Raw genomic sequence first — 13,213 nt, 5'->3', positions numbered from 1 at the left:
GTTCCATACATATGGGATTTCGGTCATCAACTATACAGTAGTTTCAAACCTTAAAAAATAAAGTTTATGAAAAGAATGATTACTTTTTCGCTTTTAATGTTAATTCTCAGGGTTGCCATGGCTCAGGTTACGGTAACTATTACAGTAGTAGATAATTTGAATTACGATTCTATTGCAGGAGCCACTGTAACATTGCCCGCTGCTGATGACACTATCGCAGTTACCGATGCCCACGGGCAAGCTACTTTTACCGTACCATCTCCGGATTCCTGGGCGTATTTACCGATGTCTGTTTCAGCACCGGGTTTTATCGACTATACAGGCACCGTGTCTGTCTCGCCTACAGCTACTGAGGGATCAAAAAAAGTTACTCTTAGAAAAACATTTAATATTGATTTCACGATTGCAGATCAGTCTAGTACAGGCATCGAAAATGCTTCGGTAGAAATTAAAACATCTCCCGACTCGGTGAGATATACCGATGCCAACGGCGAAGTTTCTTTCGATAGCCTTTATTCCACAGGAACACATACGTACGTGGTTTCTGCCGAAGGTTATGCCGACTCTACAGCCAAAGTTAAGATTACTAAAGATTCGGCATTAACAGTGCATGTACCTGTCATTAAGTTAAAACCGGCTTATAACATTACCTTTTCTGTAAGCGACGGAACAAACCCGGTTTCAGGGGCGTTTTTTACCATGGAAGGTGAGTCGGATACCACCGATGCCAGCGGTTCCATATCTTTTTCAAAAAAGATAAACGGAACCTATTCGTTCCTGGTAACAAGGAGCGGATTTGTTGATACAACGGTTACTGTTACCGTGGCTGATGCAGATCTCCAAACCGATATTATACTGCAATCGGGATTCGACCTGACTTTTAATATCATCAATGGCGAGAGTGGCAATGTGGGGCTGGAGCAGGATACTGTTACCATTAATAATTTAACCAAAATTACCGATGCTTCCGGAATACTGACCTTTGGTGTGGCAGCCGGAACAACCCTGTCGTTTATCAATGAAAAGGCCGGTTTTATAAGTGTTCCGGTAAATATTGAAGATATTCAAAAAGATACGACTGTTACGATTTTCATGGTTCCTGACTATTTGGTCAGTTTTAATGTTTACAACGCTGCCGATTTTTCTATGGTGGAAGGTGCAACTGTTATTTTTGGAACTGATACGATTGTAACCGGGGCTGATGGCATGGCTGTATTTGCGCATGTGGCACCAAGTGCCGATCCTTATCAATACTCAGTTAATGGCCCGGAAGGTTCCGGTTTTATTGCTGACGCAGGATCTGTTTCAGCTCCACTGACTAGTATTAATTATAAATGGGGGGTGAATAATAAGCTTAACCAATATATTTATTTGCAAAAACCAAATGTATTTATTAATCTTTTGGTTTCTGGTGGTATTGGTTTTGGAGGAGTTCCTTCAACTGTTTTTATAGATGACGTTGAACAACAACTCTACAATGCAGAAGTGGGAAGTACTTATCCTCTTGATTTGGGGACTCATACTTATACTATTATTCCTGATGATGAATCGTTGGCAATATACTCGGGTACTTTTACACTGTCAGAAGAGTCGCCTTCTTACACCTTATCGTTTGCTCCTGCTCCGGCTAAGGATGTCGAAATTTACACGGTAAATACGGCAAGCGACCCTATTGAAGGGGCAGTGGTTAATTTGACTGCTTCTTATACGTATTATGATTGGAACCTGTGGGCAGATGTAACACTTGTATGGAATGTAACTGATACAACTGATGATACAGGCCTCGCCAAATTCAACCGATTTCCTGAAAATGCAGTGGAATATGTTTATGCTTATGCGGCTACAAAAGAAGGGTATAACGAGGTGGATGCAAGCCTGGACATTAGTAAAGAGTTTGAAATTGTAACATTAACGCAGGGGCAAAGTGTTACTTTCCATATCACTAATCATGATACTGCCGTTGCCAATATACCAGTTGTTATGAATGGCGAAACTGTAAGTACAAACGCTGACGGAGATGCCGTTTTTAGGGAAGTTATTGCAGGATCGTATTCTTATTCAATCGAAGCCGACGGATACGAGATGGTTTCAGGTGACGTTGCTGTAGATAATACGGATATAATCGAAAATATCGACCTGACTATTACCGGTATTAACAACGCTTTTGAAGGAAATATCCGGTATTATCCTAATCCGACTGAAGGAGCATTGTTTGTAGATCTTCCGCAAAATATGATGCGCGGCAATGTCAGGATTACTGTTTTGAATATTGCAGGCGTTGCTATATATGATAAGCAGTTTGCTGCATCATCCGGCCGTATTCAACTCGACATTTCGGAGGCAAGCATCGGAATGTATTACGTAAAACTTCACGGTGAAAACCTGGAACGTACATTTAAAATTATGAAACAATAGTTCATTGTTTGTTTATCAAACCTTAAAGGCTGTTCTGAATTTTTCAGGCAGCCTTTTTTGGTTTTTATCGTTTATCCGGCTGGCAGGCGAATGTTTGCCTGCTGAAATCAATTTGGCCGATTATCATCACACGGAGATAAAATCTGGCTGTAAAATCAATGCTGACAGGTTTTCCCTGATAAATTTGAAATGTCGATCAAGTGACTTCCATCAGCGTACAGATACCAACATACAAATATACTTAGGGATATTTGCAATGCGCATTACCGGAATGTGGAACCGGATCAGAATTATATGGAATCAGGCTTTGTGAATTTCCAATCACTCAAATCGTTTCCCCCACCACTTTTTCAAACGTTCCAGAATTTTGAGCTCCGTCGCGTTTTTTTGTGGATGATAGAAGCGTTCTGTTTTGATGGTTTCCGGCAGAAAATCCTGTTCTACAAAATTACCGTCGTAAGCATGGGCATATTTATAATCTTTGCCATAACCGATTTCCTTCATCAGCTTAGTTGGAGCATTGCGGATGTGCAAAGGAACCGGGAGATCGCCTGTTCGCCGGACCATCGATATAGCCGCATCGATCGCTTCGTAAGCTGAATTGCTTTTGGGTGAAGTGGCTAGGTAAATCACACATTCCGAAAGGATGATTCGTGCTTCGGGCATTCCTGTTTTATGTACAGCATCAAATGTGTTCTGAGCCAGCAACAATGCATTTGGATTGGCCAATCCAACATCTTCAGCAGCCAGAATCAACAAACGGCGTGCAATGAATTTAATGTCTTCGCCACCTTCGAGCATTCTTGCCAGCCAGTATACCGCCGCATCAGGATCGCCACCGCGGATACTCTTAATAAATGCCGAAATGATGTCGTAATGCATTTCGCCTTTCTTATCGTAAATGGCCAGATTCTTCTGCAGCCGGTCGGTTACTTTTTTATCGGTAATAACGATGTTGTTACTTTCCTCACCCAATACAACCAGTTCAACCACATTCAGCAGTTTGCGTGCATCGCCTCCCGAAAAACGCAACATGGCCTGGTCTTCGCGGATCGTTATTTTCTTTTCTTTAAGTAACAAATCTTTTTTCGCGGCCTGTTTCACAATTTTAAGCAGTGCACTTTTGTCGAGGTGATTCAGAATATAAACCTGGCAACGCGAGAGCAGGGGAGAGATCACCTCAAACGATGGATTCTCGGTAGTGGCACCAATTAAGGTGATGGTGCCGTCTTCAACCGCACCCAAAAGCGAATCTTGTTGCGATTTGCTAAAGCGATGGATCTCGTCGATAAAAAGAATGGGATTTGGCCGGCTAAAAAATTGTTGCTTTTTGGCTTTCTCGATTACCTCGCGAATATCTTTTACTCCTGAATTGATTGCACTCAAAGTAAAAAACGGACGTTTCAAAGTATTGGCAATAATTTTAGCCAGTGTGGTTTTTCCTACGCCGGGTGGTCCCCACAAAATAAGTGAAGTAATATTTCCCGATTCGATCATCTTGCGCATAACGGCATTTTTGCCCACCAGGTGTTCCTGCCCGATGTAATCATCAAGCGTCTTGGGGCGAAGTCGTTCTGCGAGTGGTTGATTCATATTTAAGTCAAAAGTAAGAAGTACAAAGTAAAAAGGGAAAACTGAAAAGTCAAAAGTAAAAAATCAAATTTAATAGAGTGGATTTAGATGTCAGCAGCATGCATATTTCAATTTTAGAACTTATCAGTTTAACAATCGTCCTCAATCTGCTTCAACCTTCTGTCAATCCGAACTTAATTACAATACCGTTTAATAATATTATACGCCCCATCGATTCCCAATTCTCCGGCACGGCTTAAATCCAGTGCTCCTTCTTCAATATCGTTGAGGAATATTTTTGTAAGGCCACGGTTAAAATAGGCTTCAGCAAATTCAGGTTCCAGGTCAATGGCACGGTTTAAATCTTCCACTGCGCCGCGGTAATCGTTCAATCGGAGTTTAATGTATGCCCGGTTGTAATATCCAAAAAAGAACTTGGGGTTTAAAAACAAAGCGATCTGGTAATCTTCCAATATCCGGTCGTAATTATGTGCTACAACATCCGATTCATCATCATCGGTGTCATTTAAACGATTGGTCATCGAAATGGAAACATTATTACTTTGCGATTCACTGATCAGCTCAATTTGTTCCTGAATTCTGTAGGCACAGTTTGCCCGTGCAAAATAAGCCAGTCCCAGACGTTCGTCAAGGTCAATGGCCTTGTTCAGATCTTCCATTGCCCGGTTGTAATTTTCGGTCAGACTGTAAAAAATACCCCGATTTAAATAATTTGACGCATTGGGCTGAACCGCGATTTTCTCGTTAAAAAACAGAATGAAATTCTCAAATACTGATTGGTAACTTGTTACCGGTTTATTGGTGATCGATAACAGTGGATTGTAATTATTTTCGGCATTCAAATCGTCGATGGCCAGGTTGTAATACTGGAAGCGATCGTAATCCACGGCATTTTTTTCGAAGGCCGATATAAAAAAGGGCGGCTGCAATTCAATGACTATGTTTTTATTCTGAATGCGTCCGTCATCCACCTCTACTTCTTCCGGAAGATCCCGGGTATCTTCAATTACGAGGTCACGCACAATTTGGCGGCGACGGCGTTCTTCGGCGCGTTCCTTCTCGGCGCGTTCCTTTGTATCTTCATCGCTTTGCTTGTTGTCTTTTTCTGCATTATTTTGGGCCGTTGTCTGTCCTGCCGAATTAGCGGCGTTTTGCTGTTGTGTGTTTGAATTCTGCTGCTGCGAATTCCCCGACTGTTGCTTTTGTTGTTGTGCCAGTTGTTCGGCATCAATTCTTCGGCGGCTTAAATCGAATTGCGGATTAAGTTTCGCTGCAATCTGGTAGTCGTTTTCAAACCCCGGGCGACCAAGTATTTCGCGAGCCATAGCACGGTTAAAATAAGCACTCGCCATTTCGGGATTCAGCTGGATGGCCATATCGTAATCCATAACGGCGCCTTCGTAATCTTCCAACTTATGTTTTACAATGGCCCGGTTATTAAAAGCAAGTGCATTTTCCGGATCGAACCGAATGGCCTGATCGTAATCGCGCAATGCCGAAGCATAATCTTCCAGTTCGAAACGGGCAAGACCACGGTTTAAATAAGCTGCGGCATAGTGCGGACGAATGATAATTACCTGATTCAGGTCTTTTATCGCTCCCTCGATATCGCCGTTTACAATTTTTGCATTGCTGCGGTTCATTAATGCGTGTGTCGATTTCGGATTTATATCAAGCGCCTTGTTGTAATCCTCAATGGCACCCTCCATATTTTTAAGCGCGAGTTTGGCAATTCCCCGGTTGTTGTAAATGGTTTCATCGTTCGGATCGAATTCCAGTGCCCGGTTGTAATCTTCAATGGCTTTATCGTATCGGCGAAGATTGTGATAAGCCATTCCGCGGTTGTTGTAGGCCATCGGGTAATAAGGTTTTATTTCAATGGCTTTGTCGTAATCTTCAATGGCTCCACGGTAATCTTCGAGCGAATGCTTGGCCACACCCCGGTACAAATAAGCTTCGGCCAGATAAGGTTTAAATTCAATTACAATGTTGAAATATTCAATAGCCCCTGTATAATTCCCAATCGAAATCCGGGTGCGACCTACCCGTATAAAATGATTGATGTTTAATTGTGCCTCTGCCAAAAAACTGAAGGACAGCAGCATTATGAAAATTATCGATATCTTCTTCATCCTGTTTTTTACTGAACAAACAAAAATAACATTTTAGGGGCTCCGCTGTTGTTCTGCTTAATTTTATTTAACTTTTAGCAAAAATGTTTTTACGTGTACACGATGCGATTGGGGAACCAAGAATGATTTAATGATCAAATACCAAGACGAAGAGTGGGGATTTCGCAGTATAGCACTCAAAAATAGATTAAGTTTATTATGGTCGAAAGTTTTTATTCCTGATAGAGTTGTTTTGTATTGATTAGACCCAGAAATTTTCGAAGAGCTTTTAATCAATTCGATCCGGAACGTTTTATTAAATTCATCTGGCATTTATTGATTTAGAATCATTACTATATTTACCCCAATCAAAAGAATGAGATTTAAGGCTAACCTGTTCAGTATTGTATGTGTCGGATCCATTCTAGAAATAATATTTCGCGTAAAATAACAATCCAGTATGACTTGTTTTTAATGTACCTTTAAAATCTAGAAATTTATGTTTCGAGTCATATGCATTTACATATAAATGAAAACTATTAATGCCTGTTGCAAATCCAAAATGTTTCCAGGCATTGTATTCAATACGAAAATTGATATCAGTAATAAGTCCTTTGAAGTTTGATATTTTCAGGTATAAAAAATCAATATTTTGTTCAAGATATAATTTTGGTGTAATGGCAAATGTACTTCCAATACCAACTATTGGTAATGGAGCAACAAATTTAGTCGCTGTTCCATTCAAATTCAATGCCTTAGCAGAAAAGGTGATTGGCATAACATATAAACCAAACGATGCATCCAGTTTCACACGCTTATCCTGGAAATAGGCATAAGAGTATTTGGCTTTATAGATTTGCAAGTTAAATCTACTGTTCAATTCAGTGCCAACAGGAAAGACCTGATCTCCAATTTCAATATCTGATTTCAAAACCTTATGGGCCGACCTGAATAAACCAAAATACTCCAAATCTACTGTATGCTGCCTCCTTTTTCCGTAATTATAATGTATCTCACTGCGTAAAACCGTGGATGTGTTTTTTAACCCAAGCGCATCTTCAAAATTAACATTTACACCTAATCCAACCTTTTGACTTTCAAGTTGAATATCGCTGTTTAATCCTGTTAGATAACCACCAAAATCAAAGGAAAAACGTTCCCATGAATAATCCAGCGTGTCAGATTTCGATGTATTATTTTTGTCTTTGGCGCAAACAGTGAGTCCAATAACCAGACCTAGAAGAAAAAACTTTATCTTAAGCCACCTTTGAAATTTTATATAGTGTAAAATTCTGTTGCACAAAAATATATTCATGATAAATATTTTGGTAAAGGTATAGCAGAAATATTATTCAATTTGTAAATGAACTAAAACAAAATATGTGGTTGGGAGACGTCTGATAAGCCTAATGTTCTATCTCATTTTAAATTATAGTATTTCAATAAATGTACGAATTAAAATCAACTAAAATGGTAAACGTTTTTTCCGGGATTGTCGAATTTTGGGCAATCGGATTTTTTTCACAAATAGTTGATTTCATCATAGTACAGTTTAAAATTAATAAATTGTCTAAATTTAAACTGTCCGATTTTTAAAAAGGATCACATAAGACGGAAGGCTACAATTTGAGTAAAAAATATATATCAAGATCTATGTGTAAACGATGCGACTGGGGAACCTCGAACGAATTAATGATAAAATACCACGACGAAGAGTGGGGAGTGCCGCTTCACGACGATCAGAAATTATTTGAATTTTTTGTGCTCGAAGGTTTTCAGGCCGGATTAAGCTGGCAGATCGTGTTGAACAAACGCGAGAACTTCCGAAGGGCTTTCGATCATTTCGATCCTGAGATTGTGGCTGCATACGACGAAAATAAACTGGCCGAACTAGTTCAGGATAAATCCATCATCAGAAATAAGCAAAAAATAGCTGCCTGCGTAAACAATGCGCAGCGATTTTTGGCGATTCAAAAAGATTTTGGCAGCTTCGATAAATACATCTGGGGCTTTGTGAATTATGAACCCATTGTTAATTCTTTTCAATCGATAAAAGAGCTTCCGGCAAAAACCGAATTATCAGATCGCATTTCAGCCGACCTTAAAAAACGCGGTTTTAAATTTGTGGGTTCAACCGTAATTTACGCCCACATGCAGGCTACAGGAATGGTGAACGATCACTTGACATATTGTCACCGGTACAATGAAGTCCAGAAAAACCTAACTGTTTGATTCACTGTTTATATTTAGACTCTTTTCAAATTTTAACAGATTTTTTCTCAATTCAAATAAATTATTATTTTTGTTTCCTGTTGAGTTAGAGGGGTAATTTTTATGAAGAATTTGCGTTGTTTGTTAACCGTAGTTCTTACGGTCATCACATTAAGTTTATATGCTGAAAACGAATCTGATAAAAAGGACAAAATTAAAGGTTATGTCTTTGAAGAAGATATCGACCTGCCATCAACTTCGGTAAAAGACCAGTACCGGTCGGGTACATGTTGGTCATTTTCGGCTTTATCATTTTTAGAATCCGAGATGTTACGTTTGGGTAAACCCAAAGTCGATCTTTCTGAAATGTTTGTCGTTTGGCACACTTATTCGGAAAAAGCGAAAAAGCATGTGCGCGTTCATGGTAATCTGAATTTCTCGGCCGGAGGTGCATTTCACGATGTTACCAACATGATCAAACAATTCGGGATTGTTCCTGAATCGGTTTACGACGGGTTGGAATACGGAGAAGAGAAACACGTGCACGGAGAAATGGATCGTGTTTTGAAGCAGCATGTTGATGCGGTTGTTGAGAATAAAAACCGTAAACTCAGCACTGCCTGGCATCACTCTATTGAAGAAACCCTGAATTCATACCTGGGTGAACTTCCCGAAAAATTTGAATACGAAGGAAAACAATATACGCCACAAAGTTTTGCCAGCGATTATGTTGGTTTGAATATGGATGATTACGTCGAGATTACTTCATACACACATCATCCCTTTTATTCGAAATTTATCCTTGAAGTACCGGACAACTGGTCGTGGGATCAGGTGTATAATGTACCACTCGAAGAGTTAGATTCGATTATAGATTACTCGTTAAACAACGGATTCACCGTAGCGTGGGCAGCCGATGTTAGCGAGAAGGGATTTGCCACCAGTAACAAAGGCGTTGCGGTTTTACCGGCAGCACCAAGCGAAGATATGGACAATGCTGAAATTGCCCGTTGGGAATCGCTGCCTGAAAAAGAAAAGGAAAAAGAATTGTATAAGCTTGATCAACCGGTTCCGGAATTAAATGTTACGCAAGCTATGCGTCAGTCGGCGTTCGACAATTACCAAACAACTGATGATCATGGAATGCACATTATTGGAACGGCTACCGATCAGGAAGGTGATGTGTTTTATAAAGTGAAAAATTCGTGGGGCGATTACAACAAATACAACGGATATTTTTACGCCTCGAAACCATATGTGACTTACAAAACAATGTGCATTATGGTGCACAAGGACGGTATACCCCAGAGTATAAGAGAAAAGCTTGAGCTTTAGTTCAAATAGGAAACCCTTCAGATTTTTTCTGAAGGGTTTTTTTATCTTTGGGGCTCAATTCGTCGAAATGAGGAATTTCTTAATCATTTTATTGGTTTTTATAAGTACCGGTCTGTCGGCCCAGGAAGACTGGAGCTGGTGGAACGACCTGCATGGTTGGGAATCGGGCATGCCGGGTTGGCGAAACTGGCTGACGATTTCGCCTGCCTATCTCGGACCGAATGCTTTGCCTGTTCCCGAGGTTAAACGCGGGTTTCTTAGCAACGAATCAGAAATCGAACTGACCGCTTCCAATCATTTCCATGGTGGCGATCCCACGCAGGATTTGTCGGGAACAGCCTACATCCCGTTTGCCAACGGGAAAATTGCCATCGAAATGTACGGAGTACTGTTCGAGCATTATGCCTACACTGAAGAAATAAGAAACGAACGAGTTTCTCGCGATAAGGACGGTAAGGGAACTGCTATTGGCGATTTTTATTTTACTACCTTAATTCAATTGGTAAAAGACCGAAAGTTTCCGAATACCTTATTAAGGGCAGCATTAAAAACGGCTTCGGGTACCAATTTGGAGGCCGTACGTTATTCCGATGCTCCGGGGTATTTCTTCGATCTTAGTATTTCGGAAGATTTCGGATCAGCAGAACATATGGTTTTTCGGCCTTATGGTATGATTGGTTTCTATAGTTGGCAAACCAACGACGAACTTATGCTGCAGAATGATGCACTTTTGTATGGAGTTGGAGCCGATTTGAAAAAAAATGGTTGGAGAATTACTGGTTCGTGGTCAGGCTACTACGGATACAAAAACAACGGCGACCGGCCTATGCAATTGAATACTGAAGTACGAAAGGACTACGAGAAAAAAGCATTCAGGATACAATATCAACACGGATTGCACGATTGGTTATACCGAACCATTCGTTTCTCTTTTATCTGGAAGTTAAATCCTGTCAAATAGTCCTTATTTTCAGGCAAGATTGCGTAAGTTTGCATCGTTTCCGATTTATGGAAATTTAAACAAAGAAGGAGCTACAAATTTAATAGAATCATGAAGAAGCTATCCCTGGTAATATGTGTTTGGAATGAAGAGCCAAACATTAAACCACTTTCCGATCAGATTAAGGCAGCATTGGATGGTCTTGATTACGAAGCCGTTTTTGTCGACGACGGATCAACCGATAACACGCGCGAAGAGATCAGAAAAATCAATGACGAGCGCTTTATCCTTGTTGAATTGAAACGCAATTACGGACAAAGCTCAGCATTGCAGGCCGGTATCGATCAGGCCGAAGGCGAGTACATTGCACTGATCGATGGCGATCTTCAAAACGATCCGGCCGATGTGCCACGGATGCTGAAGATGATAGAAAATGAAGGTTGGGACATGGTAGCCGGTGTTAGAGCCAACCGACAGGACGGGATGTTTCTGAGAAAAGTACCTTCGAAAGTGGCGAACTATTTAATTCGCAGAGCTACCGGAATTCATATGAAAGACCTTGGATGCACGCTCAAAATTTTTACAAACGAAACCATAAAGAGCATTCATATTTATGGAGAACTTCACCGTTATATTCCGGCATTAATTACACTGGAAGGAGCTACTAAAATTACGCAAACCGATGTGAACCATCGTCCCCGTGAGTTTGGCAGTTCAAAATACAACCTGAGTCGTACAACGCGTGTAATGAGTGACCTTATCCTTATGGTTTTCTTTAAAAAATACATGCAACGACCCATGCACTTTTTCGGAAACATTGGGATTATAACACTTGGAATCGGAGTGCTCATCAATTTTTACCTGCTTATCCTGAAAATAATGGGTAACGATATCTGGGGAAAACCTCTGTTGCTTCTTGGCATCTTATTGGTTTTGGGAGGTATTCAGTTTATAACAACGGGTATTATAGCCGAGGTACAAATGCGTACTTATTTCGAATCGCAGAAAAAGAAACCATACCGGGTTAAAAATGTCAGCCCCGCCATCGAAAAGTAAATTGCGATGTTGTGAGCGTTACATTTCGTTGCAATTTATGTTCAATCTGATTATCTTGAGCGGATTATTAGGGGTATGATTATTGTAGACTGTCTATAGTCTAAAGGACTTCTGATAAAATAAAAACTAAAATCATCATGACAAAGTTAAGATCCGCATTTATTGCAATTCTTATAATCGGTTCAGCCTTATCGGCCGGAGCACAGGATAGGTTAATCCAGGGGCTGGTAACTACTTTCGACAGCATTCCATTGATTGGTGCCGAAGTAATAGTAAAGAGTACAAAACAGGTTGTGCCGACCGATACTTTGGGGCGTTTTTCGGTTTTGGTTGATAGCAAAGACCGGTTAAAAGTAACGGCCAAAGGATTTTATACTCAGAATGTAAAACTGGAAGATAAAACCAAGTTGGTGATGATCAATCTGAAACTTAAACCTACCGAAAATGCCCGGGAATATGCCATTGGATACGGCTATGTAAAAGATGCTGAAAAACTGAATGCACTGGCTCAACTTACAAGAAATGATGTGGATTTTTCGCAGTACACCAATATGTACGATTTAATCAGAGGGCGTTTTGCAGGTGTTAAGGTCGACGCTAATGGAGATATCATTATTCGTGGTCAGAATTCGATCAACCTGAGCAGTGCGGCCCTTATCGTTGTTGATGGAGTACCTACGGATAAAGCCATTTTAGAAGCGTTGTCTCCCACTAATGTTCAAAGCATCAATATCATTAAAGATGGGAGTTCGGCCATTTACGGCTCACGTGGGGCTAACGGTGTAGTAATCATCGAAACCCGTAAAGGCGGCGATGAGTAGTAAAATCTTCACTTAATTTTTTATCTCAAAATATTTATGGAACCGGTAATAATTAGAGAATCTTTTGCTGCTTCTGACGAAAAAGTGTGGGCAGTGCTTACCGTTCTTGAAGAGATGAAACAGTGGTATTTCGATAATATCGATGCGTTTCGTGCGGAAGTGGGGGCCAGATCTAAATTTGAAGTCGTATCCAGAGATCGGATTTTTACCCATTTGTGGGAAGTAGAAGAAGCTATACCCGGCAAAAAACTGGTCGTAAACTGGAAATACGCTGAATACCCCGGAGATTCCATTGTAATTTTCGAACTGGAAGAAAAATCCGGCCATACAGAACTGATCCTGACCATGAAAGTGCTTGAAGATTTTCCGGATGATATTCCCGAATTTAAGCGCGAAAGTTGTGTTGGAGGCTGGGAGTTTTTTATTCGGGAACGTTTAAAATCTTATCTTGAAAATAATTCGTAGATTGAGCAGAACCATTAACAAAAACTAAAATGAGCAATCCTGTAACCATAGCTTCATTTACCAGTAATTTCGATATGAAATACATTCTGTTTAAAGAAATGCTGGATGAAGCTGGTATCCGGTATATGCTGGTGAATGAGATTACCAGTACCGTTGACGGTATTTATCGAGGTAGCCCAACAAATATCGGAATTGAACTCCGTGTAATGGAAGAGGATGTTGCGGAGGCAATAGAGATATTCAACTCAATAAAATAGGCTGTATCA

Annotated in this window: 11 protein-coding genes; 8 read left to right on the top strand and 3 right to left on the bottom strand. The window is 40.4% G+C overall.

The window, feature by feature from the left end; genetic code table 11:
* The first annotated feature begins 66 nt into the window (after nucleotides 1-66).
* Nucleotides 67-2,415: a carboxypeptidase regulatory-like domain-containing protein gene (locus WFY05_RS18245; RefSeq protein WP_340114355.1), complete on the top strand. Its 2,349-nt coding sequence runs from the start codon at nucleotides 67-69 to the stop codon at nucleotides 2,413-2,415.
* 321 nt (nucleotides 2,416-2,736) lie between these two features.
* Here the strand turns inward: WFY05_RS18245 and WFY05_RS18240 are convergent, their stop codons facing one another.
* From WFY05_RS18240 to WFY05_RS18230, 3 genes are all read right to left on the bottom strand, one after another.
* Nucleotides 2,737-4,008: a replication-associated recombination protein A gene (locus WFY05_RS18240; RefSeq protein ID WP_340114354.1), complete on the bottom strand. Its 1,272-nt coding sequence runs from the start codon at nucleotides 4,006-4,008 to the stop codon at nucleotides 2,737-2,739.
* Between the two features lie 173 nt (nucleotides 4,009-4,181).
* Nucleotides 4,182-6,140 carry a tetratricopeptide repeat protein gene (locus WFY05_RS18235; protein WP_340114353.1) on the bottom strand — a complete coding sequence of 653 codons (1,959 nt, stop codon included), beginning with the start codon at nucleotides 6,138-6,140 and terminating at the stop codon, nucleotides 4,182-4,184.
* A 403-nt stretch (nucleotides 6,141-6,543) separates the two neighbouring features.
* The gene (locus WFY05_RS18230) at nucleotides 6,544-7,434 is read right to left on the bottom strand and encodes a hypothetical protein (RefSeq protein WP_340114352.1); all 891 of its coding nucleotides are present in this window, start codon (nucleotides 7,432-7,434) and stop codon (nucleotides 6,544-6,546) included.
* 338 nt (nucleotides 7,435-7,772) lie between these two features.
* Between WFY05_RS18230 and WFY05_RS18225 the strand changes: the two genes are divergently transcribed.
* From WFY05_RS18225 to WFY05_RS18195, 7 genes are all read left to right on the top strand, one after another.
* Nucleotides 7,773-8,351 (top strand): DNA-3-methyladenine glycosylase I, encoded by a 579-nt coding sequence (locus tag WFY05_RS18225; protein ID WP_340114351.1) that lies wholly within the window; start codon nucleotides 7,773-7,775, stop codon nucleotides 8,349-8,351.
* A 102-nt stretch (nucleotides 8,352-8,453) separates the two neighbouring features.
* Complete coding sequence (locus WFY05_RS18220; RefSeq protein ID WP_340114350.1) at nucleotides 8,454-9,665, top strand: C1 family peptidase; 1,212 nt, start codon at nucleotides 8,454-8,456, stop codon at nucleotides 9,663-9,665.
* A 67-nt stretch (nucleotides 9,666-9,732) separates the two neighbouring features.
* On the top strand, nucleotides 9,733-10,626 hold the full coding sequence (locus WFY05_RS18215) for a hypothetical protein (RefSeq protein ID WP_340114349.1): 894 nt from the start codon (nucleotides 9,733-9,735) through the stop codon (nucleotides 10,624-10,626).
* Nucleotides 10,627-10,716: 90 nt separating this feature from the next.
* Nucleotides 10,717-11,661, top strand: coding sequence for a glycosyltransferase family 2 protein (locus WFY05_RS18210; RefSeq protein WP_340114348.1), 945 nt, complete (start codon nucleotides 10,717-10,719; stop codon nucleotides 11,659-11,661).
* A gap of 137 nt (nucleotides 11,662-11,798) precedes the next feature.
* The gene (locus WFY05_RS18205; RefSeq protein ID WP_340114347.1) at nucleotides 11,799-12,482 is read left to right on the top strand and encodes a TonB-dependent receptor plug domain-containing protein; all 684 of its coding nucleotides are present in this window, start codon (nucleotides 11,799-11,801) and stop codon (nucleotides 12,480-12,482) included.
* 36 nt (nucleotides 12,483-12,518) lie between these two features.
* Entirely contained in the window at nucleotides 12,519-12,947 is a 429-nt protein-coding gene (locus tag WFY05_RS18200) for an SRPBCC family protein (protein ID WP_340114346.1), read from the top strand.
* Between the two features lie 29 nt (nucleotides 12,948-12,976).
* Nucleotides 12,977-13,204 carry a putative signal transducing protein gene (locus WFY05_RS18195; RefSeq protein WP_340114345.1) on the top strand — a complete coding sequence of 76 codons (228 nt, stop codon included), beginning with the start codon at nucleotides 12,977-12,979 and terminating at the stop codon, nucleotides 13,202-13,204.
* Nucleotides 13,205-13,213: the final 9 nt, after the last annotated feature.

The organism is Maribellus mangrovi, from assembly GCF_037646455.1.
Classification (GTDB): Bacteria; Bacteroidota; Bacteroidia; order Bacteroidales; family Prolixibacteraceae; genus Draconibacterium; species Draconibacterium mangrovi_A.
Note: the sequence above shows the minus strand (reverse complement) of the source record. Positions and strands in the feature narration are given on the sequence as shown.